The organism is Candidatus Limnocylindrales bacterium (assembly GCA_035571835.1).
Lineage (GTDB): Bacteria > Desulfobacterota > Binatia > UBA1149 > CAITLU01 > DATNBU01.
This window is the reverse complement of record DATNBU010000042.1, coordinates 45,544-69,408: the sequence shown is the minus strand read 5'-3', so window position 1 is coordinate 69,408 and position 23,865 is coordinate 45,544. Positions and strand designations below refer to the sequence as shown.

Sequence of the window (23,865 nt, the reverse complement as noted above, 5' to 3'; positions counted from 1 at the left end):
ACGCGTGCGCAGGCCAGGTTCAAAGCCGCACCGCTGCGCTCGCCGGATTGACGTTCTGCAAGAGCCCGCGATAAATGGCCGAATGAGCCCGAGTCCGTTGCGTGTCGTTGTCGACCTCCTGGCTGGTTGCCTCGCGATGTGCCTGCTCGCGAGCGGATGCTCGGAGATCCAGGACGTGTCGCACAGTCTCAGCGCGACATTCCTGCCGAAGCCGGCGCCCGAGCCGGTTGCCGCGCAGCCGGTCGCGTCGTCGTCCCAGCTCCTGCTCCAGCCGCTCGCACCGGTGCGGCGCGACATCTTCACGCGCAGCTACCGGCTCGGGGAAACCTACTCGATCCACACGGGCGCGCCCGTCGTGAGCATCAAGAACTACTCGATCACCGAAAAAGTGGGCAAGGCCACGGCGCTGCGCGACTTCGCGCAGCTCTGCCGGCGGCGGATGTTCGCGCCGCGAAAGGGCTCGCCGTGCACCGATCCGCCGCTTTCGTCGGTGCACGGATCGATGGGCAGCGTCTTCGAGGTCATCGCCGCCGCGACCTTTCCCGAAGCCAAGTATTTCGCGGTGCGGATGACTCCGGACAATCAGTCGGAGGTCGTGCTGCTCGTGGATACGAGCGGGCGGCTTCGGCCCGGGGAATACGTCGCATGGCGCGACGACCTGTCGGCCGGCGTCGCGCTCGGGCGTGTGCCGCTCGATCTGCTCAGCCCGGAGCTGCAGATGAACGTCAGTACGCCGCTGTTCTCGTTCGAGAGCGTCGAGCGCTTCGTCTACATGGGACCGGGCTATCTCAGCTTCGACCTGATCTTCACCGGCACGCGCGACACTCCGCGCGGCGAGCTCATGACCTTCACGTACCGCGAGTACGGCCGCGACAGCTCGGATCGTGCTGCCTTCGAGCGTACGCTGCAGTTCCCGACATCCGATCCGGTGATCGAAGTGCAGGACCTTCGCATCGAAGTCGAGCCGCTCGGATACAACGACCTCAAGTTTCGGGTGATCGCCGACGGCCAGCCTGCGGCTCGGCGGGTCGAGTCCCGGGGGCCCCGCCAGTGATCGAGATACGAGCGGGTGCGCCGTCGGATGTCGCGTTCGTCATCGCCTGTATCCGCGCGCTCGCCGAATTCGAAAAGCTGCTCGAGCATTTCCATGCCACCGAAGATGCACTCGCGCGCCATCTGTTCGGTGCCGAGCCGAGCTGCGAGCTGCTCGTCGCCGAGCTCGACGGGGAGCGCTCCGGCTATGCGCTGTTCTTCACGACGTACAGTACGTTCCTCACCAGACCGGGCATTTTTCTCGAAGACCTGTTCGTCGTCGCCGACGCGCGGGGAAAGGGTCTTGGAAAGGCGCTGCTCGTCGAGCTTGCCCGGCTCGCGGTCCATCGCGAGTGCGGGCGCGTCGAATGGTCGGTGCTCGACTGGAATCGCCGGGCGATCGAATTCTACGATTCGCTCGGTGCGCGGCCGGTCACGGGCTGGATCCCGTACCGGCTCGAAGGCGATCGGCTTTCGGAGCTTGCCGCAACCGGTTCAATGGGCGTTCGACCGTTTAGATCCTGACCAGTGGCGGCGCGCACTTCGCTGCGCGGGTCGCGGCGCCCCGCTCGGCCGGGTCGGTCATTTTGCGGTATCGCGCCGGCATCGATCTTTCTATACTCCTGCAACTCTGCGGCTCGCGGACTCGCCGGAGCGCAAACGTCCGGGCTCGATCCGGTCACAGACAAGGAAGCGGACCAGTCATGGCCAAGATTCGAACCAGTCCAAACAGCTATTCGGAGCTCGAGCGCATCGTGCGACACGTGGCCGACAGCTACAGCAGCGGTCGCGGCATCGACAGCCTGGAGAGCGCGGCTCTGCCCAACCAGCGCAAGGTCGTCGACGCGGTCGAGCACCTGAAGCACGTCATCTACATGGGTTTTTACGCAACCCGTGACCTCAACGAACGAAATCTCGGCCACCACATCGCGGAGCACATCTACGAGGCGTTCGAAATCCTCGTCGAGCAGATCTCGCGGGCGGTCGTCTACCGCCGCAAGCACGGCGGCTCGCCGGAGGCGCAGGACATCGAGTGGAGCGAGGCGGTGGTTCTCGAGATGTTCGACGAGATCCCGCGGCTGCGTGCGGAGCTGCAGGAAGATCTCCAGGCCGCGTACGACGGCGATCCGGCCGCCGAGAGTCTCGAAGAGATCGTGTTCAGCTATCCGTCGATCGAAGCGATCACGTGCTATCGCCTGGCGCGTGAGCTGTGCGTGCGCGGCGCGCCGCTGATCCCGCGCATCATCTCGGAATACGCGCACACGCAGACCGGCATCGACATCCATCCCGGCGCGAAGATCGGACGGAGTTTCTTCATCGACCACGGCACCGGCGTCGTGATCGGTTCGACGACCATCATCGGCGACTGCGTCAAGATCTACCAGGGAGTCACGCTCGGCGCGCTGTCGATTCCGCGCGATCAGTGCGGCGAGCTGATCCGCAACAGCAAGCGTCATCCGACCATCGAAGACGACGTGACGATTTACGCCGGTGCGACCATTCTCGGCGGCGAAACGGTCGTCGGCCGCGGATCGATCATTGGCGGCAACGTGTGGCTCACCGAGTCGGTGCCGCCGAATTCGCGGGTTACGTATTCGCCGATGCCGGGCTCGGACGAACCCTCGCAGACCGTCCGTCCCCGCGCTGCCCGCCGCTGAGGCTCGGCGCGGCGCTTGTGGCGTTGCGCTGAGGCTTCGATGCGGCGCCGATCCTGGTTTGCGGCGCTGAGGCTTCGGCGCTGGGCCGACTTCGCATAAGGGCCGATCTGCTTCGTTGTCGCCGCGACGCTCGGTCAGCGAACGGGAAGTACGCCTCCCTCGCTTACGCGGGCTCCGCCTCGCATCTCGACCCTTCTGCAAAGTCGGCTGAGGTAGATCGTTCACTTTGGTCGTGGCGCTTGCGCCTTTGAGCAGCGCACGCAAGAAACAGCGACGATGACGACCTATTCGAATTTGGAAAACCTGCTGTTCGCGCCTACTCCCGAGCACGCCATGCTGCGCGAGACGGTGCGGCGGTTTACCGAGAACGAGATCGAGCCGCAGGCGGAGCAGCACGATGCGGACGGCGTGCTCAACGTCGGGCTGATTCGCCGCTGCGGGGATCTCGGGCTGCTCGGGCTTACCATTCCGGAGGAGCACGGCGGAGCGGGGATGGATGCGGTGGCGGCGGTGATCGCGCACCACGAGATGGCCAAAGCGGACCCCGGCTTCACGCTGGCCTACCTCGCGCACTATCTGCTGTTCGTGAACAACTTCTTCCATGCGGCCAGCGATGAGCAGCGCGAACGGCTGCTGCCGGGTGTGCTGTCGGGCGAAGTGATCGGCGCGATGGGCATGACCGAGCCCGCCGCCGGAACCGACGTGCTCGGCATGCAGTCGACGGCCGAGCGGCGCGGCGACGCGTACATTCTCAACGGCCGCAAGATCTTCATCACCAACGGATACGAAGCGGGCTGCCTGCTGGTCTATGCGAAAGTCGGCGGCCGCATCACTGCATTCGTCGTCGAGAAGGGGTTTCCGGGATTCTCGGCCGGCGAGCCGATCAAGAAGATGGGGATGCGCGCGTCGACGATGTGCGAGCTCGTCTTCGACCAGTGCGAAGTGCCCGTGGCCAATCGCCTCGGCGAAGAAGGCGGCGGCGTGACCTGCATGATGCGCAATCTCGAGATCGAGCGCCTCTGCCTGTCGGCGATGAGCCTCGGCATCGCCGACCGCTGCCTGTCGGAGATGATCCGCTACTCAGGCGAGCGCAAGGCGTTTGGTAAACCGATTGCCGAGTTCGGCCAGATCCAGCGCTACATCGCCGAATCGTTCGCGGACCTCGAGGCTGCGCGGTGCCTCGTCTATCGCGAGGCGGCGCGCGTCGGTCCCGGCAGCCGCAACCGGCTCGGCACCGATGCGGCCAAGCTGTTCGCGGCGCCGATGGCCAAGCGCGTGGCGGACGCGGCGATGCAGGTGCTCGGCGGGTACGGCTACACGCGAGAGTACAAGGTCGAGCGCTTCCTTCGCGACGCGAAGCTGAACGAGATCGGCGGCGGCACGCTCGAGAGTCACCAGAAGAACATCACGAGGGACCTGACCGGCGGGGCCGCGACCGGCTGATCCTGGCCGTTCCGGTCAGCACTGCGCCGCTGTGATGCGCTCGGGCTGACCGGCGACCAGCCCGATTTACAGCGGCCCGAGACCTCCGCGCACGGCACGTGCCAGAAAGATTCCCGTTTTGGCCGAATTCGTGAACCCGGATGTGGTGGGGTTCGCAAGGGATGCTGCGACTCCACGGCCGCCGAGCTGGTTGCCTTGGAACAGGATGGTACTCGATGACCAGTAAAGCGATAAATCCAGCGTCGGGTACGGTCCGTAGATGGCATCGATGCAGGGCGGGGTACGGCATTCCCCATCAACGAGCGTAAAGAGCGTGTAGATCTCCGCCAGTGTCGGTAATCGCCATCCGCTGCTGCCGGCGAAACCTGCTCCCTCGTTGAGCGCGGCGAGAAACGACGTGAAAACCGTCCCGTCCTCATTCGTGGGATCCGCGTCCTCTTTGGAATAGGTATAGCTGTTGTCGGCGTCGTGCGGATCGGATTCGTTGACGACAGAGTCAAGGCTGGATTTTTTCTCCCACGTGAGACCCGTCCAGTTGTCGGTTACCGTACCGTCCAGGTTGTCGACGAGTCGGACGTCGTCGCAAGGCGTCCCCGAAAGCGTCTGAAGCATCGACCACGCCTCGTAGTATCTCGCCAGGCACCGCTCTGCTTTCCTCGCATCGCTGATGCGGTAGAAGCACCGTTCGTATTGGGACCTCGCCAGCTTGCGTCCGTGCCAGCACTGGACGTCGACCGTTGTGGCATTCGCCACGGAGGACGCCATCACAATGGACGACATCACAATTGCTGCGGCCAGCACGGCCGTAAGCGAAAGTATGTTTTGGCGCATGGTTGATCCTCTTGGTCTGGTTGTCTGCCGTAAGGTCAGTCGTCTGCCCGAAACGGAGTAAGAAGCGCCGGAGTCTCCCGTGTCAGGCCACCTCACGCAAGGGGGAATCTGCCGAGTGGTCGCTGCTTCGGACGTAGTGCACCGGTCGTGCCGCGGTGCGTAAAGACGTTTGATTGCTCATCCAGCCTGAACCACCATCCCGCGCCCCGCGGGACCGGCGTAACCGGCACCGCGGCCGGACATCGACCCATAACGGGCGAGGCAATCAGAACCCGAAACGGCCGAGGCAGAGCCTGCCGGCCGCGGACAGGAGGACCATCGGCGTGGCCGACGGCGCAACCAACTTTTTCAAGGCCGATCTCCGCTCGATCCAGTTCACGCTGTACGAGCACATCAAGGTCCAGCAGCTTTTCGAGGCGGAACGCTTCCCGAAGGCCAACTTCTTCGGTCACCTGTCGCAGCAGGAGTGCGACCAGGTGATCGACCAGACCTACCGGTTCTGCAACGAGGTCATCGGGCCGCTCAGCCAGACCGGCGACCGCTTCGGCTGCAAACTGGTGGACGGCAAGGTCACGACGCCCGACGGCTACCGCGAGGCCTGGAAGACGCTCTGGGAAATGGGGCTTCCGAACTGGCGGCATACGCTCGAGCACGGCGGCTTCCAGGGACCGTCGTCGATCGAGGTGGTGCTGGCCGAGCTGCAGTCCGGCGCCAACACTGCGTTCACGATGTATCCGGGCCTTACGCACGGCTCGGCCGAGCTGATCGCGAACTTCGCGCTCGACGAGGACCGCGCACGCTTCCTTCCGAGCATGCAGAATGGCCGCTTCTCCGGAACGATGTGCCTTTCGGAGCCGCATGCCGGCTCGGACGTCGGCTCGGCCCGAACCAAGGCCGTTCGCATCGACGGCAACCGCTACCGGATCACCGGCACGAAGTGCTGGATTTCCGGAGGCGACCAGGACCTGTCGGAGAACATCGTCCACATGGTCCTTGCCCGCGTCGAGGGTGCTCCGGAAGGAACCGGCGGCATCTCGCTGTTCATCGTGCCGAAGTTCCGCGTCAACGACGACGGCAGCATCGGCGAGTTCAACAACGTCGTGACGACGTCGATCGAGCACAAGCTCGGGATCAAGTCGTCGACGACGGCCGTGCTGAACTTCGGCGACGGCGGCGAGACCATCGGCTATCTCTGCGGCAGCACCGAGAACACCGGCATGAAGCAGATGTTCCAGATGATGAACGGCGCGCGCATCGCGGTCGGTGTGCAGGGCCTCGCGGTCGCGTCGACGGCCTATCTGAACGCGCTCGCGTATGCGCGCGAGCGCAAGCAGGGCTCGTCCGTCAAACGCTTCAAGGATCCCAATGCGCCGCGGGTTTCGATCATCGAGCATTCGGACGTTCGCCGCATGCTGCTGGAGATGAAGTCGAAGATCGAAGGTATGCGCGCGCTCTGCGTCAAGCTCGCGTTCAACGAAGACCTTGCCCGTGCGCTTGCGGCCGAAGGCAAGCACGACGAAGCGGCGTTCTACCAGGGACGCGTCGACCTGCTGACCCCGATCGTAAAAGCGTACTGCTCGGATCAGAGCTTCCGCATCTGCGAGCTCGCGGTGCAGATCTACGGCGGCGCCGGCTACGTGACCGACAATCCGGTCGAACAGTACCTGCGCGATGCGAAGATCTTTTCGATCTACGAAGGCACCAACCACATCCAGGCGCTCGATCTCGTCGTGCGCAAGCTGCGCGGGCGGCACGGCCAGGACCTTGCGGACTTCGTCGGCGATCTGACGGGATTCGTCGAGCGCTACTCGAACGATCCGGCGGTCGGACACGAAGTACGGCTGCTCGGCGAAGCCGCGCAGGCGCTTCAGGAGGCCGGCGCCGACCTGATGAAGTACATGATGAGCAGCAAGCTCGATCAGCTCACGCTTTGCTGCTCGCCGTTCCTCGAAGCGATGGCCGAAGTGACGGTCGGGCACCTGCTGCTCGAAGCCGCGGTGATTGCCGAGGAGGAGCGCACGCAGGACGAACGCCAGAGCCAGGAAGAGTTCGACTTCTACGCGGGCAAGGTCATGTCGGGAAAATTCTACGCGAACTTCGTGCTTCCGAACGTGCTGGCCAAATGCCGGGCGATCGCGTCGAACGACAGAAGCGCGCTCGACATTCCCGACGCCGGCTTCTCGACGAGCTGGTAGAGGGCAGGGAATCAGTCTTGGCCCATCCCCTGCTCGACGACGTGCTCCGACTCCTCGATGTCGAGGAGCTCGAGGTCAACATTTTTCGCGGCCACAACCCCGACGAACAGCGCCAGCGCGTGTTCGGAGGGCAGGTTGCGGCGCAGGCCCTGATGTCGGCCGCGCGCACGGTACCGGCCGGGCGCACGGTGCATTCGCTGCACTCGTACTTCCTGCGGCCCGGCGACATGAAGGTGCCGATCCTTTACATCGTCGACCGCATTCGCGACGGGCGATCGTTCACCACCCGGCGCGTCGTCGCGATCCAGCACGGCGAGGCGATCTTCAATCTGCAGGCGTCGTTCCAGGTGCCGGAGCCGGGCCTCATGCATGGCCTCGAGATGCCCGATGCGCCGGATCCGGAGACGCTGCCGACCAACGCCGAGCGGCTCGCGAGCTACGGACGGGCGCTGCCGCGGCAGGCGGTCGAGCCGCGGGCCATCGACATCCGCTGGTGTGATCCGCCCGGATGGAAGCCGCACAAGGGCGCCGATTCGCGCTCGATGATCTGGATGCGCGCCGATGGCGTCGTGCCCGAAGATCCGCTGCTGCACACGTGCGTGCTCGTCTACGCGTCCGACTACACGCTGACCGAGACCGTCATGCGTCCGCATGGCGTGCACTGGAGCGATCCCGGCGTGATGTGTGCGAGCCTCGATCACGCGATGTGGTTTCACCGCCCGCTCAAGGTCGACGACTGGTGGCTGTACGTCGAGGATTCGCCGGCGGCCGAGAGCGCGCGCGGGCTTGCGCGCGGCATCATCTTCGACCGCAGCGGCCGGCTGTGCTGCTCGGTCGTGCAGGAGATCCTGCTGCGCGCACCACTCGACTGAACGAGTAAATCGGGGACAGACACCGATTTCTTGAAATCCGGGACAGACACCGATTATCCGAAATCGGTGTCTGTCCCCGATTTCGTATTCGCAAAAGAAAAGGCCGGGCTCCGTGAGGAGCCCGGCCTTTTTTACAAGCCGCCGTTTCGACCGGTCAGGGGATGTAGAACGTCCCCAGCGCGATGAACATTTCGTCTTCGGTCGTCACGCCGCCCTTGAGCGGGCACGCGTCACAGACCGATCCCGGGCATTCCGAATCGTTGCCGTGACAGAGCTGACCTTTGTTCGCGCCGCTCAGGCACGCAACGTCCGCATCGTCGCACGGTCCGCCGATGATCAGGTTTCCGGTGGGTACCGGAGACTGCGAGCGCCTCTTGACCGTTGTCGGATCGTTGAATCCGTTGTCGTACAGCGAACAGAACTTGACCGTGCGCTCGGCCGCAGTGCCCGTAAAGATTCTCGGCGGGTCGAAATGCAGGTTGGTCGCATCGCTGTAGTCGTAGCTCGTGAAGAACGGCGAGCCGGGCCCCGGCGTACACGATGCGTTGGTCGAACCGCCCGGCGCGTAACAGGGGCCGGCAACATTCGGCGGCGACTGCGGCGGATTGTAGTAGCGGAACAGAACGCCGCGCTTGTGGTTATGCGACGACAGCGAGAACAGGTGGGTTCCTTCGGCGAACGTATGGGTCCCGCAATATTCGCGCTGCTGGAACGGCGGCACGTTCTGCGTGAAGATCCAGTTGTTGTCGAACATTCCCTGCGCCGCATACGTCTGGTCGCTCGTATACGTGAAATTGATCCACGAATTCATGATCGTATCTTCGGTGGTCAGGTTGAACGCGTGCGAGTTCCACACGACCAGGCCCTTGAGCGGAAGCATGCTGTAGACACCGGCCGGGAATGCGAACTGGGCCGTCGACTCCTGCGACCCCGAGAACTGCGGCGCAGAGGAAGAGTCGAAATCCACCGGAGCCCAGTTCGGCTCCTGCAGAGTCGGCAGGCATGCGACGCCCTTGTGGAACTTGCTCCCGCATACGCCGTCGGTTCCGCAAGCATCGGCGACCGACGGATCGCAGACCGCGTCCGGCGTCGGTCCGCCGTAACACTTCCATCCGCCCCAGCGCGAATCGGTGTAGGTGTGGGTTCCCGGATAGATGTGAACGATCGAATGGTGGGACTGCGCGTCCTGGTACAGGTCGTTCTCGCTGTACGTGAAACACTTGCCCGCGCGGTAACCCGTTTCATTCGTGCCCGGGAACGCGCCCGGACAGTCTTTGAGATCGGCTTCCGGCACTGACGCCGAGATGTCGTAATACGTCGCTACGCATCCTTCGACTTCGCCCGGAGGAAGAAGATAGCCAGGCATCGCCATCTGCGTTCCGACGGACGGATCGGGAACTTCCGGCTGCGGGATGTTGAGCGGGGTCGGCGGCGGCAGGCAGCTTCCGAGAAGCTCGGCGGTACCCGCAACGACGCCGGTTTCCGACGCTCCGCCGCGAATCCACAGCTTGACCGCCTCGAGCTGGTCCTCGGTGATGGGCGTACCGGTGAACGGCATCGGAGTGCCGCCGGTGTGCGGCTCGTAACCGTCGAGCGTCGCCATGGCGAGCTTCAGGTACAGGATCGACTCGTCCTGGTCGCCGGGGAACACGCGCACCTTTTCCTCATCGATCGACGAGGTGACGCCCACAAGTGACGCGTAAGAATTGCCGGCCCGCAGGTCGAGGCCGCCCTGCTGCGAGGAGCCGTGGCACGCATCGTTCGAGCAGTCGTACGCATCGAAGATGAGCTGCTGGATGCCTTCGAACGTGGTGTCGTAAACGGCATCGGCGGGATTGCATCCGACGCATTCGTTCGTGCAGGTGTCGTTCGTGTCCGCGTTGCCGTCGTCGCACTCTTCGTCGGTGTCCAGCACGCCATTTCCGCAGACCCTCGGACATGTCGACGGGGGATTGGAGTCCCTCGCCTCGACTTCACCTTCGAGATTGGTCTTGAAGTCGGCCTCGAGGGTCGGGGAGAACTCTGCGCAGAACACGTACGTGCCGATCGTCAGCACGATCTCGATCGAATCCTGCTCGCCGACGATGTCGAACGGCCAGTAATAACCCTTCGCCTGGATCTGCAGCGAGCCCGTGGTCTTGCCGGACTTAATCTGGATCTTGGTGATGCCGCCGCTGTGGGTGTCGTAGACGTCGCTCTCGTACTTCCAGCCCTTCGGCTTTTCTTCGGATCCGATCCGCGACCAGTTCCCCGAGTTCAGGTGGATGATCTCGGTCGAGCCGGCGAACGCGCCGGTGCCGCGCACGATCAGCGACGATGCCTCGGCGGTCGGGTCTTCCGAGAGACTGACGGGGTTGATCCCGAGCTGGCCGGTGGTCTTGAACTTGAAATAGTTGTCTTTCGGATCGCTCGACGAGCTCATCTTCAGAGAGCCGCCGGCAATGGGATAGTGCGCGTCGATGTGCGCGAACGCAGGCGCAGCGAGCAGGGTCGTTGCGGCCAGGGACAAAACGGTCAGTCCGAGGCGGTCGAACGGTCGGATGGAAATCATGAGGCCTCCCCTGGCCCGCTAGCAGGGCCCGTGTGGCGGCAAAGTATTCGCCAGAGGTTGCACAGTCAATGCAAAATCTGAGCAGAAACGGGGGTCGCGATGGGCTCCGAAGTGCATCCGGGGCCGTGCGCTTCGCCTTATTGCAGCCGCCCGCGGAGGCTCAGCGCAATGCGCTCGCAGTTCCGACGATCACCCGGGTCCCGTCGGTCTTTTCGACCCATACGTCGAGGTGGACGCGGGTTCGTCCGGCCTCTGGAACTTCGGAGGTTTCCTCGGCCCGGGCCTCGATATGCTCGTCGGCCCACAGGACATTGACGAGGCGGACGTCCATCTTGCCGCCGGCGAGCCAGCCACGACCGTATTCGCGCGTGAGCAGCTCGGAGACGAGGCAGATCGGAAGCATTCCTTGAACGACAATGTCGGGAAATCCGAGCGCGCGGGCCGCGTCGCGATTGGTATGGTAATTCTCGGTCGGCCCTGAAAACGCCATGCAGACGTCCTCGCTCACCGCGAGTCCGAGCGGCGCGAGTGCCCGGCCTTTGCCGCCGATTTCAAACGTGCGATCGCTTCGTTTCTCGCGATCCTTGTCGACTGCGACGGGACGCTCTCCTTCCTGCGGGATGAGGAAGCTCTGGTGCGTCAGCCCGCGGCTGAGAAGGTTTCCGTCCGCGTCCTGCACCCACGTCTCTTTGACCACGTAGTCGCGCCCGCGCTTGCGATAGCGATCGCGGATGAATCCGCGCGTCCGCACGTGCGAGCCGAGCGGAACCTCGCCGAACAGCTCCCACTCCTGGCGGGCGTGCAGGTTTCCCCAGATGTTGGCGAGGTACCACTGGAGATTCTCGTAACATTCCGAATGGAGCGTGAGGGCAGGGGCGAGCTCCGAATAGATCTCGAGCCGGTGGCCGAGCGCGCGGACATAACGCTCGACGAGCGCAGCATCGATTGCGACTTCGCGCCCGCCGAAATCACGGCCGACGTAGACGGGTTCCCCGTTGATGTTCATCGCATGCTCCTTCTTCTGTGCCCCATGCGTTGCGGCTTAACGCGTGAGAGCCGCGCCCGATCCTGCGGCGATTGTCTTGCGGCAAGGGCTCGCTTACGTTCGCCGCTGCCTGTCCGGGGGCCAGGTACTGGATCCTCGCCCGTCGAGCTCATGCAGTTTCGCCCTTTCGGCATCCCTGTACTGGAGAAAAGCCTGCGATGAAATACGGCCTGAACATCTTCGTCACCGAATACGCCATGCCGGCTCCGGAGCTTGCGGTCGAAGCCGAGGCGCGGGGCTTCGAATCGCTGTGGTTTCCCGAGCACACCCACATTCCCGCATCGCGGGCCACGCCGTTTCCCGGCGGCGGCGATCTGCCGCAGCACTACTACGATACGTTCGACCCGTTCGTGACGCTCGGCGCGTGCGCGGCCGTAACGAAGAAGCTGCGACTCGCCACCGGCATCGCGCTCGTCATTCAGCGCGATCCGATCGTGCTGGCGAAGGAAGTGGCCACGCTCGATCGCATTTCGAACGGGCGCGCAATCCTCGGCATCGGCGGCGGCTGGAACGTGGAAGAGATGGCCAACCACGGCACCGATTCGAAGAAGCGATGGAAGGTGCTGCGCGAGCGCATCGAAGCGATGAAAGCGATCTGGACGAACGAGAAGGCCGAGTACCACGGCGAGTTCGTTGATTTCGATCCGATCTTCTCGAACCCGAAACCGGTGCAGAAGCCGCATCCGCCGATCGTTCTCGGTGCGCACGGGGCGAAGGGCATCGAGCGCGTCGTGCGCTACTGCGACGGATGGATTCCGATCGGCGTGTTCACCAACGTCGAGCGCGAGATGGGCACGCTTGCCGAGGCCGCGACGGCTGCCGGCCGCGATCCGAAGTCGATCGAAGTTTCGGTCTTCGGCGTTGCGCCGGACAAGGACCAGCTCGTGAGCTATCGCGACAGCGGCGTCGCGCGCGCGGTGTTCAGCCTGCCGTCGGCGCCGCGCGAGAAGCTGCTGCCGATGCTCGACCGCTACGAAGCCCTGATGAAAGAGGTCGGCTGATGGCCAGGGCTGCCTGGCGCACTGCCGAAGTCGAAGAGCTGCGTTCGCATTTCCGGTCGTTTCTTTCGCGCGAGGTCGCACCGCACCTCGGCGAATGGGAACGGCAGCGCCGCACGCCGCGTTCGTTCTGGCAGGCGATGGGCCGCTCCGGGTTTCTGTGCCCGTGGCTGCCCGAAGCGTTCGGCGGCAGCGCGGCAGGATTCGGCATCTCGGCGGTCATCTGCGAGGAGCTCGGCCGCACCGGCTTCATGGGGCTGCAGACCGGCGTCTCCGTACATGCCGACATCGTCGTGCCGTATCTCGAACAGCTTGCGGGAGAGGAACAGAAGCGGCGTTGGCTGCCGGGGTGCGCAAGCGGCGAGATCCTGACGGCGATCGGAATGACCGAGCCGTCGGTCGGCTCGGACCTCGCCAATCTCAAGATGACGGCGGTGCGCGACGGCGACAGCTGGGTCATCAACGGCCAGAAGACGTTCATCTCGAACGGCGTCGACTGCGACCTGATCATCCTTGCATGCCGCACCGATCCGGCGGCGCCGGCTTCGCAGGGCGTCAGCCTGATCGTCGTCGAGACCGGGACGCCCGGATTCCTCAAGGCCCGGCCGCTCGAAAAGATGGGCCAGCACATCCAGGACACCGCCGAGCTGTTCTTCGAGGACTGCCGCGTGCCGGTTGCGAACCTGCTCGGGGCCGAAGGTCACGGTTTTCGCTATCTGATGGAAAACCTCCAGAGGGAGCGCCTGATGATCTCGATCGCCGCGCAGGTGGCTGCCGAGCAGATCCTGGCGAAGACGCTTCCGTATGTGAAAGAGCGCAAAGCCTTCGGAACGCCGATCGGCTCCTTCCAGCACAATGCATTCAAGCTCGTCGAGCTGGCGACTGAGGTCGAGATCGGACGCACGTTCCTCGATGCCGTCATCGACGAGTTCGAGGAGGGCACCGACATCACCCGGCGCGTATCGATGGCCAAATGGTGGATGAGCGACCTTGCCAACCGTGTCGCTTACGAAGCGGTCCAGCTCCACGGCGGCTACGGCTACATGGCCGAGTATCCGGTCGCGCGCGATTTCGTCGATGTGCGCGCGATGCCGATCTACGCCGGTTCCAACGAGGTCATGAAGCTGATCCTCGCGCGCATGATGGGCCTCGACTCGCGGATGCCCGATTGACTCAGCTTGAGGCTGCTTGTTAGCTTCCCGGTCCATCCACCACTTGTTGCCCGGACTGGCTCTCCTCGGCCGGTTTCGGGTCGCGATCCCTGGGGACGGGGTGCGTTTTGCGGCCGGGAGAAGGCGAAAGGCGGGATATTGACCGGGACGAGCGCAGGGCCGTCGAACGGGCTCTGCGTGCGACAGGCGACGTGCGCTCGATTCTCGACGTGGGCTGCGGCAACGGACGCTGGATGACGACGCTGGCGGCCAAAAAGCCCGCCTTCCTCGTCGCTCTCGACTGCTCGCAAGCCGAACTCGTCACCGCGAGGGCTTCCGGCGGAGGGCCGGATGCGCCCGGGTTTTCGGTCCTTTGTGCAGATGCCGGCGCGCTGCCGCTGCGGCCGCAGTCTTTCGACCTGGTGCTGTGTCTCGGAGTCATGCCGCACGTCCGGCGGACGGGCAGGCTGCGGGCCCTGCGCGAGATGCGCCGGGTAACTACCCGCTGGGTCATCGTCGAGTACTGCCACACCGAGGGCATGAGCTTCCTGTGGCAAAGGCTCCGGCAGCGGCTCGGTCTTCCGGCGCGGTTTCCGCGCAATCACCTGTCGAGCCGGGAAATCGAAGGCGAATTCCGGCGCGCCGGGCTCGGCATTCGCGGGTTTGCCCGCGTCGGCGGAATGTTCAGCCGCACCTGGGTCGTGCTGGCCGAAGCGCCTTCGCCGGACTGGATGAAGCACTGACGGTCAGCCGGCCGGCGGCGAGGTGATCTCGGCTATCCTTCGCTGGAGAAACGCACCGATGTCTTCGAGTGCGGGCGCCACCAGAAAACCGATCCGGTCCGAGAGCGCCGCAAGGATGTTCGTGTGCGTGACGAAGTCGTAGAAGATCACGCGAGCCTCGCCGCCGTTCTCGCGAATTGCGCTGGCGAGCATCGCGCTGCTGCGCGGGCGAACGGTGCGATCGCGGCGTCCGTGCAGGAGCAGCATCGGCGGCAGCCCGCGCCGTACGAAGCGCAGCGGTTGCGTCTCGGCATGGTTTTCAGCGGGGCCGAAGATGTCGCGAAGCTCTTCGCCCTTGATCGGAAAGAAATCGAACGGCCCCGACATCAGCACGAGGCCGGCCACGTCATCGGGCTCGATTCCGTGCACCGCGCTGTAGCGCCGGTCCATCGTCGCCAGGGCTGCGATATGGGCGCCCGCCGAATGCCCCATCAGGAAGATCAGCCTCGGGTCGACGCCGTGACCGGAGCGGCCGGGACCATCCGCGGGACCATTCGGAAGATGACGCATCGCCCACGCAATTGCCGCCGCGCCATCCTCGACAAAGGACGGAAACCGTACCGCGGGATACTTTCGGTAGTCGCAGACCGCCACGGCGTGGCCGCGGGCGACGAGCGCATGGGCGACGAAGCGGTATTCGTCCTTGCGGCCGTAACTCCAGCGCCCCCCATGAAAGAAGACCACTGCGGAAGCGGGCGAGGGACCGTTCCTGGGAAAGTACAGGTCCAGTCGCTGTCCACCGTGCTGTCCGTATTCGATGTCGGCGATGCAGCGGACGCCATCGGATGGAGTCAGCACGTCGAGCGCGCCCAGAGGATCGCGCCTGACGACCGGCCAGTGCCGGGCAATTTCGCCGATTGCCTTCAGTACGCGGGAAGCCATGGCCCATGATGTCGGATTCCGTTGCGAAACGTCACACGGCGGGTACACTCGGTCGCTGTGAAGGCGGGGCCAGCCGGGGTGGTCTCGGGGGTAGTAGAGGGATGAACGCAAAATCGAGCATGATCGCGGCGGCTCTGGTACTGGCGATGAGCCCGGCCGCACCTGCACTGGCCGACGCCAAGCGGCCGCTCCCTGCAGGCCAGGGCGAGCAACTCGCAAGCAGGCAGTCGAGCGCCGGCCCGCTGGCACTCGAATCCGCCCGACCGCGCGAAGCAGAAACCAAGAAGGAACAGCTCGCCCGCATCTTCACGCACGACGTCGTCGAGCGCCTGTGGATGGAAGACTACGATGCGCTCGATGCGGCCTGCGCGCGCGGCTGGCTGGTCGACGTGCCCGACGATCCGATCGGTCTCGGCATCTCGATCCGCAAGGAAGGAAACTCGCCGGTCGGCGAGAAGGAGCACGACCTTACCCGTCGCGCGAAGCTCTACCGGCTTGCCAAGCCGGCAGCCGGGCTCCTCTACAGGATCGCGGCACACCTGCGCGACACCGAAGGCAACGCGTTCACGCCGCTGCAGGTGACCAGCCTGGTGCGTCCGTGGACGTACCAGAAGAAGCTGATGGCGAGCAACGCCAACGCGAACACGATTCGTGCGGGCGTTCCGCCTACGCACGTATTCGGACTCGCCTTCGACATCCCGCGCGCCGACATGCCGAACGAACGCGAACGCCGGCTCCAGCGCTATCTCGACACGCTCGCCGACGACGGCACGATCGTCTACTTCAAGGAAGGCAAGGCCCAGGCCACGTATCACGTGATCGCCATGCCGGCCGCGCAGGACGAGCTCGAAGCGGATTTCTACGAGCTCACCGCGCGTGCGAGCAAGACCTCGCAGACGAGCGCCGACGGCACGATGCTGACGTGCATCGGCAGCACGAATCCCGATTTCGTTCGCGACGAAGTCTGGTGGTAGTCCGCTTCGGCATCCAGACTGCTCAACAGAACATGACGTGGAGAGAGCTCCACGACACCTGGGTCGCTGCGGATTCGTGGGGCTACGATTCGCTGTGGCTCTTCGATCACTTTTATCCGATTTTCTCCGATCCGGACGGGCCCTGTCATGAAGGCTGGACGTTGCTCGCTGCGCTCGCACACGCGACGCGGCTCGCGCGCATCGGGCATCTCGTCACCGGCAACACGTACCGTAACCCGTGCGTGCTCGCGAAGATGGCGGTTTCGGTCGATCACATCTCCGCAGGCCGTTTGAACCTCGGCCTGGGAGCGGGCTGGTACGAGCTCGAGCACGACAGTTTCGGTATCGAATATCCGCCGATCCCGCGGCGGCTCGGCGCGCTCGACGAATCGTGCAGGATTCTCAAAGGCATGCTGCGCGGCGAGAGGATTTCGCTCGACGGCAATCATTATCGGGTTCGCGACGCGCACGCGGAGCCGGGTCCGGTACAGGCCGGCGGTCCGCCGCTGATGATCGGCGGCGCCGGCCGCAAAGTGCTGCTCCGCATCGTCGCCGAGCATGCGGACATGTGGAATTCCTTCGGAACGCCGGCGCAGATGAAGGAGCTCATCGACGTGATCCGAGATCACGGCGACAGGCTGGGGCGCGATACGGACGCCATCGAGAAGAGCGTTGCGCTGCCGCTCTGCTACAGCACCAACTCCGACCGTCAGACCTCGGCGTGCAGCACGCTCGCACGCGCCTACGGGCTTTCACCCGAACAGGCACGCGAGCGCATCATGATCGGAAGCAAGGACGAGTGTCTCGAACAGGTACGCAGCTACCTTGCGGTCGGAGTTACGCATTTCATTTTCCTCAGCTTCGGTCCGGTTCTTCTCGATGAGCTGCAGGCCTTCTCGGAAGAAGTGGCACCTGCGGCGCGTCGCCTCTGAGGACCCTCGCGGAATTCGCATCGCCTTTCGGGGGTGTTCCGACCGCCATTTCATTGCGCGCTTTTTCAGCGGTGAATATAGTGCGTCGAGCGGGCCAGGCGGCTTGCGACTGCGGCGGATGCAGGGCGTGTTTCGCGAACCAGTCTCCGATCCGGACCGAAAACGACCACTGGAGGAATCGCACATGTCGTGGACCCGTATTGCAGCACTCTTATCGGCCGTCGCACTTGTGGCTTCAGCCACTACGGCCCGCGCGGCGGATCAGGAGTATGGACGCTCCGGACCGTTCGTCGGGGCCGGCGGCGCCTATGCTTTCGAGAATTTCGACGTAAGCGGCGTCAAATTCGACGACAGCTGGGGCTACTACGTCAAGGGCGGTTACCGCTTCAACGAATGGTTCGCGCTCGAGCTGGACTGGGAACACTATCTCGCCTTCGACGATAACGCCGGGTCCGGCGACACCAACATCTGGATGATCGGCCTGAACGGCAAATTCTATCCGTTTCACGGGATCGTCCAGCCGTACGCCCTGTTTGGCGCGGATTACGCCAAGGTCGATCCGTCGAACGCCGCCAGGGACAACGGCGGCGACAAGGGCGATTCGAACGTCGCATTCCGTTTTGCCGGCGGACTCGAGGTCTACGCGACCCGCAACTGGGCGTTTTCGGCCGACGTCGGCTACTTTCTGCCGACCGGGAAAAGCTCGGACTACGGCATCGTCCCGATCACGTTCGGTGTGCTCTACCGGTTCTACTAATCGAGGGCTGCACATTTTTGTTCAGAAGACCTCGCCCCCCATTGCGTCGTACGGGCGCGGTGACCGAGGTCTCACCACCGTGAACATGGTTTCATGCAATTCTCTGCCCGGGATGCGGTGGTGTTCGCATAAAACTGCTACCATCGTCTGACGAACGAAGGGGAGCTCGAGGGGTCAGTTGACTGTCGCGGCCGGAATGCGAAATTCGGCACAATCAAAAACGGGAAGCTCTCAGGAGGCATTTCGATGAAGAAAGGACTTTTTTCTGTGGTGTTCGCGTCCGCAATGCTGGGCGCAACGACGTTCGCATTCGCAGGCGCATACGGTGAAGCCGAGCAGGCCGAAGAAATCCCGGCCCCGTTGCCGGCAGCCGTACCGACACCGGAGCCACCCACTCCGCGCGCGATGCACAAGTTCGCGGGCTTCCTGACAGACGCCGAGACGACGCATGGCCTGTGGGTCGAGCTCGATTCGATGTACGGGATTCATTACTACGACCATTCCGGAGACTTCGAGGCGGTCAATACCGATCTCCATATCTCGTACGGAAAGGACCTGTTCGAGGTCGGCGCGCTGATGCCGTACCTCTACGTTCAGCAGGACCACGTCTCGGGCGATGGTGCCAGTGCATTCGGCGACCTTCGGCTGTGGGGCAAGGTCATGCCGGTCCGTACCGACATCTTTACGTTCGGTGCGGGACTGGTCGCGACGTTCCCGACTGCCGGGCATGACAACGGAACGCACTTCGGTACCAATGCGTATGGCTTCGAGCCTTTCCTGACCGTCGGCGTGATGGCCGGTCCGGCCAGCATCCGTTACCACGCCGGCTACTACGTGACGACGGATCCCGACACGCATCGGTTCGACAATCTGCCGAACAGCGACGCCGATGACGTGTTCGACCGCTTCGACAACAACCTGGGCGTGCTCGTCCCAATCGGCGACATGGTGGTCGCACGGGCTGAAATCCAGCATGAGCACTTCACCAGCGAAGCGGTAGGCAGCGGCGACAACGATCCGGTCAGCATCATTCCCGGCGCGGACATCTACATCGGGGTTGGCGGCGACAACGAGCTCGTCATCCGCCCGACGGTCGGTGTCGGCCTGTGCGACAACGCGCCGAACTGGCAGGCAGGACTCGGCATCGCGTTCAGCGCGAACGGGATCTGACGAGCGAACCGTTCCGTCGAGGAACGAAAAAGAGGGCTGGATCGTCATGATCCAGCCCTCTTTCTTTTTGAACCGCGGAACGGCCCGGAACCGTTCTGCTGCTGCGGACGAACGCGTCAGATGTTCGGATCGTAGTCCACGCGGATCACCTTGAGGCCGCCGCTGTAGCGGTTACGCGTCAGCGTGATGCGGCCGAGACCCTTGTAGATGTATTCGGTGCGCCCGGTATCCGGACCGTAGTAGTACGGAATGAACTGCTTGCCGGTCATGTAGCTCTTCGAGCTGTCCGGTTCGCCGAGGATTCGCCGCACGTCGGTATCGGCCATTCCGTCCTGGATCTTGGCCAGCGGTGAGCCTGCCGGAGCGGGCCGGCCGGGATTGCCCTTCTCCTTGGCGGGCGCCTCGGCTTTCGCGGTCTCGTGCGAGCCTTCGGCGTGCGACGCCGACTGTTTGTTGGCCGAGCATGCAGCCAGCAGCATGACGCCAAGCGATGTTGCAACGATGTAACGTGACTTCATACCAGTAGAGCTCCCCATGGATTCAAGGGCCGGTCCGCGCGTGCGCGCCGGCGAATTGTTTCGGCCAGGCGCAGATTAGGTCCGACGCGGGCGGTGACGTCAACTCTCGCTGCGCGCACGTGATGTGCGCCAACAGAGGGTGCTGCCGACAAAAGAAAAGGCCGCGGAAACGTCGCTCCGCGGCCTTTGCCTTGTGCGGCGAACCGCTGCCGACGATGTGCAGCCGTCCCCGCAGATCGCTGATGTCCAGCTACTCGACGACCACGCCACCCAGGTCGTCGCTGCCGCCCGCTCTGCCCTGGCCGAACACATCCCAGAACCCGAAGACCACGCTTGCCGTGACCATGTCGACGCCCTGGTCGAGCACCGAGAAGAAGTGCTGATACTCCGTGCGGAGCAGAATGTTGTCGGTCACGCGGAACTGAAGCCCGGCGCTGATCGTGAGTGCCTGGCCGCTGTCCTCCTTCGGATCGAGCGCCTTCGGCGCCTGGTCGAAGTGGCCCACACCCTTGTTGCACGGGTCGGAAACTCCGGCGACACGGCCGCTGCACTGCTTGTTACCGTGCGACTGGAATACGAAGACGCCGATTCCGCCGATGCCGGCGACGCGGTCGGTTCCGAGCGGGACCCAGGCCCGCAGGCGTGCTTCCAGTCCGTTGACCGACGGGCTGATCTTGGTGTCGCGGTCGTTCGTGTAGGCCGGGTTCGCGTCGTGCGACGCCTTGAATCCGCCGATATCGGTCCAGCCGACCTCGACGCCGAGCCAGTCGGCCATCCGGTAGCCGAAGAACGCGGTCCACATGAAGTTGTTCTCGTTGCTGATGTGGTCGGCGTCGAACGCATCGGGCACGCCGTCCCCGTTGTCGTCGTCGCTGCTGCGGTTGTAGATCCGCGAGTGCCTCCCGCCGCCCTCGAAGAAGCTTCCTCCGATCGAGCCGCCTCCATAGAAGCCGCGCAGCTTGACGGTCTCGTCCTTCGGCGCGGCAGCTGCGGCGTCTGACGCCGCGATGGCTGCCGAGTTGCTGGCCGGAGCTTCGACGACCACGTCATCGGCGGCCTCGGCAATGGCGGCGGCCGTCAGCGCGGCGGCGCACAACGAGCCCACAAGGAACATCCTCTTCATCTTCATCGATCCCTCCATGGAACGTGCTGGTCAGACATCAGGGCCGGACTTGGCAGCTGCGCGCGGTGCGGCCATCCGCTCCCACTCCTCCGTCGGTCTTAGCATTCAGTCCACCTGTCGGCAATTCGGCGGGCTTGAACGCCCGCACATCCCTCACATCCCGATCGTGCGGATCAGGCCCGGTTGGACTTCGGCCGTGCGATCGAGATCATGGCCCGGACAAGCTGCTCGCGAAGGATTTCATCCGACCTCGCGTTCCAGCCTCGCGTCTGCACGAGCAGCGGCCGCAGCAGGTTGAATCCGAGCACCGCGCTGGTCAGCAGCGTCGTCAGTGCAGCCGCGTCGATGCGGCTTGCCCCGGGCATCCCTTCGCGAAGTCGATCGACCATCATGTCGAGGGCCTCACGGTCGCGCTGGACCTCGAGCGAGACTTCCTCGGCGACGAGCAGATCCTTGAGCAGGCCCCACGCCATCAGCCGGGCAAAGCCGGGTTTGCGAAGGTAGGTGTCGAACACGACGACCACGGCAGGCGCCTTGGTGTCCCAGAACGCTCCGGTCTCCTGGATACGACGGATCTCTCGTCCCATCTGCCGCAGCGTGCGCCGCAGGACTTCGCGCAGCAGTCCTTCCTTGCCGCCGAAGTAATGATGGATCAGGCCGAACGAAACTCCGGCGGCGCGGCCGAGCTCGGCCAGGCCGAAACCGTCGGGACCCTTCTGATCGAGAAGCCGCTCGGCCGCATCGAGGATGTCGTTGATGGTCTGCTCTCTGTTGCGGCGACGCGCCGGACGCGCGTCGTCGGCCGCCACGTCGGCGATTCGTTTTCGGACCGGCCGCGGCGAAGTCTTGGCGGCCGGCGCCGGGCGCGGCTTCGCCGCCGGGGCCTTCGAGCTCGTCGAAAGTCCGGCGGCCGAACGCTTGCGAGCCGGACCGGGCGGCTTGCGTGATGCGACCTTCGGCACGCGCCTGCGGCTCCGTCAGCGAAGCGTGACCCGCGCGTTCTTGACGACCGCGAGCTGCCGCTCCTTGACCGACGCCTCGCACAGGATGTCGGTCGCGGATTCCTTCCACATCTTCACGACGATGGTCTCGCCGGGCATCACAGGGGCCGAGAAACGCACCTTGATCGAGCGGAATTTCGTGGGGTCGCCGTCGGTGTATTCGTCGATCACGGCGCGCGCGACGTTGCCGTACGTGCACAGGCCGTGAAGGATCGGCCGGTCGAATCCGCCGAACGCGGCGAACTGCGGATCGATGTGCAGCGGATTGTAGTCGCCGGACAGGCGGTAGAGCACGGCCTGGTGCGGCATCGTCGGATACTCGCGGACGGCGTCCGGTTCACGGGCGGGCGCTTCGTTGCCGGGCGCCGGACCCGAGGGCCCGCCGAATCCGCCTTCGCCGCGCACGAAGATTCCGAACTCGTTGCGGAACAGGTCTTCGCCGCCCTTCACCTTCGTGATTGCTTCGAGCGTAACGAGCGCGCCCTTGCCCTTGTCGAAGATGCCGGTGACTTTCGCGCTGGTCAGCGTGTCGGCGCGGGTCGGAACTTCCTTGCACAGCACTTCGGTCGTCTGCTCGCCGTGCAGGATCATCATCGGATTGATCTCGAAACCCGGAACCGACAGCACGCCGGTCAGCGCGGGGAACGCCGGCACGACGCCATACGTGGGAATGGCCTTGAGCTGGTTCTCGTACGTGTAGCGCAGCACGTTCTCGCTGGTCGGGACTTCACCGACGCCGACTCCGAGACCGAGCGCATACAGAATGATGTCGCGCTCCTTCCACTCGAAAGGCATCTCCGCGAGCTCCTGCCCGAGGACTTTCTGAACGTCGATCGACATGGGCTTCTCTCCTGTAATTCCGGTGCGTGGCGTTGGCGTCGCCGGGGCGGGGGCATGCGCGTACGCTTCGATTCGCTGCGCTCATAGGCGCGTCCGCGCACGCCCCCGCCCCGGCAACGCCGCGCAGCGTGGTCTGTTCTCTCCGATCAGCTCATGCAGTGGGCGAGCGTGGTCTGGGTCGATTCTCCGATCGATCGGAGGATCTGCGCGTCGGTCATGTCGTTGATCTTCGTCCAGGCTTCGGCGACGGCTTCGACGGTGATTTCGTCGGGGTTCATCGCGAGGCCTTTGCTGCGAAGGGTTTCGATGCGCGCTACGGCACCGGCGCCGACTTCGTAGAGCTCGCCGTTGACGTCGACGTTCTCCGAGCAGAGGTAGACGACGAGCGGCGAGACGCACTCGGGCTTGAGCTTTTCGAGCACGAACGGAGGCATCAGCGACTCGGTCATGCGGCTCGCGGCGACCGGAGCGATCATGTTGACGCGGATGTTGTACTTCTCGCCTTCGAGCGCGAGCGTCTGGCCGAGACCGACGAGGCCCATCTTGGCGGCGGCGTAGTTGGTCTGGCCGAAGTTGCCGTAGATGCCCGAAGCCGACGACGTCAGGATGACGCGTCCGTACTTCTGGTCGCGCATGTGGCCCCACGCCGCTTTGGTGCAGTAGTAGGCGCCCTTCATGTGCACCGCGAACACGAGATCCCAGTCGGCATCGGTCATCTTGACGAACGACGTGTCGCGAAGGATGCCGGCGTTGTTGACGAGGATGTCGATCTTGCCGAACGTGTCGACGGCCGTCTTGATGATGCCGTTGGCGCCCGCTTCGGTGGAAACCGAATCGTAGTTGGCGACCGCATTGCCGCCGGCAGCTTTGATCTCGTCGACGACCTTGTCGGCCATCTCCGATCCCTTGCCTTCGCCCTTGAAGGAACCGCCCAGATCGTTGACGACCACATTGGCTCCGTACTTTGCAAAAAGGAGCGCATGGGTACGTCCGAGTCCGCCGCCGGCGCCAGTAATGACCGCGGTGCGGCCCTTCAGTCCGAAATCTGCCATCTCAAAAACCTCCGGTGAAAATAGGGCGCGCCCAGAGCGCGCCGGCAAGCGCGCGCTG

At 64.3% G+C, this 23,865-nt stretch carries 22 protein-coding genes; 13 read left to right on the top strand and 9 right to left on the bottom strand.

Annotated features, from left to right (window positions below; translation table 11 throughout):
- Window positions 1–97 precede the first annotated feature (97 nt).
- From VN634_20245 to VN634_20230, 4 genes are all read left to right on the top strand, one after another.
- Window positions 98–1,054, top strand: coding sequence for a hypothetical protein (locus tag VN634_20245; GenBank protein HXC53230.1), 957 nt, complete (start codon window positions 98–100; stop codon window positions 1,052–1,054).
- Window positions 1,051–1,557, top strand: a complete 507-nt coding sequence (locus VN634_20240; protein HXC53229.1) for a GNAT family N-acetyltransferase — start codon at window positions 1,051–1,053, stop codon at window positions 1,555–1,557. Before VN634_20245 ends, VN634_20240 begins: the two co-directional genes overlap by 4 nt.
- A 179-nt stretch (window positions 1,558–1,736) precedes the next feature.
- A complete protein-coding gene (locus VN634_20235) occupies window positions 1,737–2,690 on the top strand; it encodes a hypothetical protein (protein ID HXC53228.1) in 954 nt (317 codons plus the stop codon).
- 276 nt (window positions 2,691–2,966) lie between these two features.
- Complete coding sequence (locus tag VN634_20230) at window positions 2,967–4,133, top strand: acyl-CoA dehydrogenase family protein (protein HXC53227.1); 1,167 nt, start codon at window positions 2,967–2,969, stop codon at window positions 4,131–4,133.
- A 66-nt stretch (window positions 4,134–4,199) separates the two neighbouring features.
- Here the strand turns inward: VN634_20230 and VN634_20225 are convergent, their stop codons facing one another.
- Complete coding sequence (locus tag VN634_20225) at window positions 4,200–4,934, bottom strand: DUF1566 domain-containing protein (protein ID HXC53226.1); 735 nt, start codon at window positions 4,932–4,934, stop codon at window positions 4,200–4,202.
- A 353-nt stretch (window positions 4,935–5,287) separates the two neighbouring features.
- Between VN634_20225 and VN634_20220 the strand changes: the two genes are divergently transcribed.
- Together VN634_20220 and VN634_20215 are read left to right on the top strand one after the other, a co-directional pair.
- Window positions 5,288–7,159: an acyl-CoA dehydrogenase gene (locus VN634_20220; GenBank protein HXC53225.1), complete on the top strand. Its 1,872-nt coding sequence runs from the start codon at window positions 5,288–5,290 to the stop codon at window positions 7,157–7,159.
- 17 nt (window positions 7,160–7,176) lie between these two features.
- Complete coding sequence (locus tag VN634_20215; protein ID HXC53224.1) at window positions 7,177–8,031, top strand: acyl-CoA thioesterase II; 855 nt, start codon at window positions 7,177–7,179, stop codon at window positions 8,029–8,031.
- 154 nt (window positions 8,032–8,185) lie between these two features.
- Here VN634_20215 and VN634_20210 read toward each other — a convergent pair whose 3' ends face one another.
- Window positions 8,186–10,582 carry a DUF4215 domain-containing protein gene (locus tag VN634_20210; GenBank protein ID HXC53223.1) on the bottom strand — a complete coding sequence of 799 codons (2,397 nt, stop codon included), beginning with the start codon at window positions 10,580–10,582 and terminating at the stop codon, window positions 8,186–8,188.
- Window positions 10,583–10,742: 160 nt separating this feature from the next.
- A complete protein-coding gene (locus tag VN634_20205; protein ID HXC53222.1) occupies window positions 10,743–11,588 on the bottom strand; it encodes a MaoC family dehydratase in 846 nt (281 codons plus the stop codon).
- Between the two features lie 197 nt (window positions 11,589–11,785).
- Between VN634_20205 and VN634_20200 the strand changes: the two genes are divergently transcribed.
- The 3 genes from VN634_20200 (at window position 11,786) to VN634_20190 (ending at window position 14,519) form a co-directional block, all read left to right on the top strand.
- Window positions 11,786–12,628 (top strand): LLM class F420-dependent oxidoreductase, encoded by an 843-nt coding sequence (locus VN634_20200; GenBank protein HXC53221.1) that lies wholly within the window; start codon window positions 11,786–11,788, stop codon window positions 12,626–12,628.
- On the top strand, window positions 12,628–13,797 hold the full coding sequence (locus VN634_20195) for an acyl-CoA dehydrogenase family protein (GenBank protein HXC53220.1): 1,170 nt from the start codon (window positions 12,628–12,630) through the stop codon (window positions 13,795–13,797). The genes VN634_20200 and VN634_20195 overlap by 1 nt, the downstream gene beginning before the upstream one ends.
- 107 nt (window positions 13,798–13,904) lie before the next feature.
- A complete protein-coding gene (locus VN634_20190) occupies window positions 13,905–14,519 on the top strand; it encodes a class I SAM-dependent methyltransferase (GenBank protein ID HXC53219.1) in 615 nt (204 codons plus the stop codon).
- Window positions 14,520–14,522: 3 nt separating this feature from the next.
- On the opposite strand, the gene VN634_20185 is transcribed toward VN634_20190, so the two are convergent.
- Window positions 14,523–15,440, bottom strand: coding sequence for an alpha/beta hydrolase (locus tag VN634_20185; protein HXC53218.1), 918 nt, complete (start codon window positions 15,438–15,440; stop codon window positions 14,523–14,525).
- A 101-nt stretch (window positions 15,441–15,541) separates the two neighbouring features.
- On the opposite strand from VN634_20185, the gene VN634_20180 reads away from it, so the two are divergent.
- From VN634_20180 to VN634_20165, 4 genes are all read left to right on the top strand, one after another.
- On the top strand, window positions 15,542–16,414 hold the full coding sequence (locus VN634_20180; protein HXC53217.1) for a DUF5715 family protein: 873 nt from the start codon (window positions 15,542–15,544) through the stop codon (window positions 16,412–16,414).
- On the top strand, window positions 16,408–17,346 hold the full coding sequence (locus tag VN634_20175; protein HXC53216.1) for a TIGR03560 family F420-dependent LLM class oxidoreductase: 939 nt from the start codon (window positions 16,408–16,410) through the stop codon (window positions 17,344–17,346). Before VN634_20180 ends, VN634_20175 begins: the two co-directional genes overlap by 7 nt.
- A gap of 184 nt (window positions 17,347–17,530) precedes the next feature.
- Complete coding sequence (locus VN634_20170; GenBank protein HXC53215.1) at window positions 17,531–18,103, top strand: porin family protein; 573 nt, start codon at window positions 17,531–17,533, stop codon at window positions 18,101–18,103.
- Window positions 18,104–18,349: 246 nt separating this feature from the next.
- Window positions 18,350–19,273, top strand: coding sequence for a hypothetical protein (locus VN634_20165; protein HXC53214.1), 924 nt, complete (start codon window positions 18,350–18,352; stop codon window positions 19,271–19,273).
- 116 nt (window positions 19,274–19,389) lie between these two features.
- Here the strand turns inward: VN634_20165 and VN634_20160 are convergent, their stop codons facing one another.
- From VN634_20160 to VN634_20140, 5 genes are all read right to left on the bottom strand, one after another.
- The gene (locus tag VN634_20160; GenBank protein HXC53213.1) at window positions 19,390–19,791 is read right to left on the bottom strand and encodes a hypothetical protein; all 402 of its coding nucleotides are present in this window, start codon (window positions 19,789–19,791) and stop codon (window positions 19,390–19,392) included.
- 250 nt (window positions 19,792–20,041) lie between these two features.
- Window positions 20,042–20,920, bottom strand: coding sequence for an outer membrane beta-barrel protein (locus VN634_20155; protein HXC53212.1), 879 nt, complete (start codon window positions 20,918–20,920; stop codon window positions 20,042–20,044).
- A gap of 167 nt (window positions 20,921–21,087) precedes the next feature.
- Window positions 21,088–21,876 carry a helix-turn-helix domain-containing protein gene (locus tag VN634_20150; GenBank protein HXC53211.1) on the bottom strand — a complete coding sequence of 263 codons (789 nt, stop codon included), beginning with the start codon at window positions 21,874–21,876 and terminating at the stop codon, window positions 21,088–21,090.
- 15 nt (window positions 21,877–21,891) lie between these two features.
- Window positions 21,892–22,755, bottom strand: coding sequence for a MaoC/PaaZ C-terminal domain-containing protein (locus VN634_20145; GenBank protein HXC53210.1), 864 nt, complete (start codon window positions 22,753–22,755; stop codon window positions 21,892–21,894).
- A 146-nt stretch (window positions 22,756–22,901) separates the two neighbouring features.
- Window positions 22,902–23,807 carry an SDR family oxidoreductase gene (locus tag VN634_20140; GenBank protein ID HXC53209.1) on the bottom strand — a complete coding sequence of 302 codons (906 nt, stop codon included), beginning with the start codon at window positions 23,805–23,807 and terminating at the stop codon, window positions 22,902–22,904.
- Window positions 23,808–23,865: the final 58 nt, after the last annotated feature.

Coding starts and splice junctions, on each gene's coding strand:
- VN634_20160 (HXC53213.1), bottom strand. CDS start 19,791: ATGAAGTCACGTTACATCGTTGCAACATCGCTTGGCGTCATGCTGCTG.
- VN634_20140 (HXC53209.1), bottom strand. CDS start 23,807: ATGGCAGATTTCGGACTGAAGGGCCGCACCGCGGTCATTACTGGCGCC.
- VN634_20180 (HXC53217.1), top strand. CDS start 15,542: ATGAACGCAAAATCGAGCATGATCGCGGCGGCTCTGGTACTGGCGATG.
- VN634_20200 (HXC53221.1), top strand. CDS start 11,786: ATGAAATACGGCCTGAACATCTTCGTCACCGAATACGCCATGCCGGCT.
- VN634_20145 (HXC53210.1), bottom strand. CDS start 22,755: ATGTCGATCGACGTTCAGAAAGTCCTCGGGCAGGAGCTCGCGGAGATG.
- VN634_20210 (HXC53223.1), bottom strand. CDS start 10,582: ATGATTTCCATCCGACCGTTCGACCGCCTCGGACTGACCGTTTTGTCC.
- VN634_20195 (HXC53220.1), top strand. CDS start 12,628: ATGGCCAGGGCTGCCTGGCGCACTGCCGAAGTCGAAGAGCTGCGTTCG.
- VN634_20235 (HXC53228.1), top strand. CDS start 1,737: ATGGCCAAGATTCGAACCAGTCCAAACAGCTATTCGGAGCTCGAGCGC.
- VN634_20205 (HXC53222.1), bottom strand. CDS start 11,588: ATGAACATCAACGGGGAACCCGTCTACGTCGGCCGTGATTTCGGCGGG.
- VN634_20230 (HXC53227.1), top strand. CDS start 2,967: ATGACGACCTATTCGAATTTGGAAAACCTGCTGTTCGCGCCTACTCCC.
- VN634_20155 (HXC53212.1), bottom strand. CDS start 20,920: ATGAAGATGAAGAGGATGTTCCTTGTGGGCTCGTTGTGCGCCGCCGCG.
- VN634_20165 (HXC53214.1), top strand. CDS start 18,350: ATGAAGAAAGGACTTTTTTCTGTGGTGTTCGCGTCCGCAATGCTGGGC.
- VN634_20170 (HXC53215.1), top strand. CDS start 17,531: ATGTCGTGGACCCGTATTGCAGCACTCTTATCGGCCGTCGCACTTGTG.
- VN634_20185 (HXC53218.1), bottom strand. CDS start 15,440: ATGGCTTCCCGCGTACTGAAGGCAATCGGCGAAATTGCCCGGCACTGG.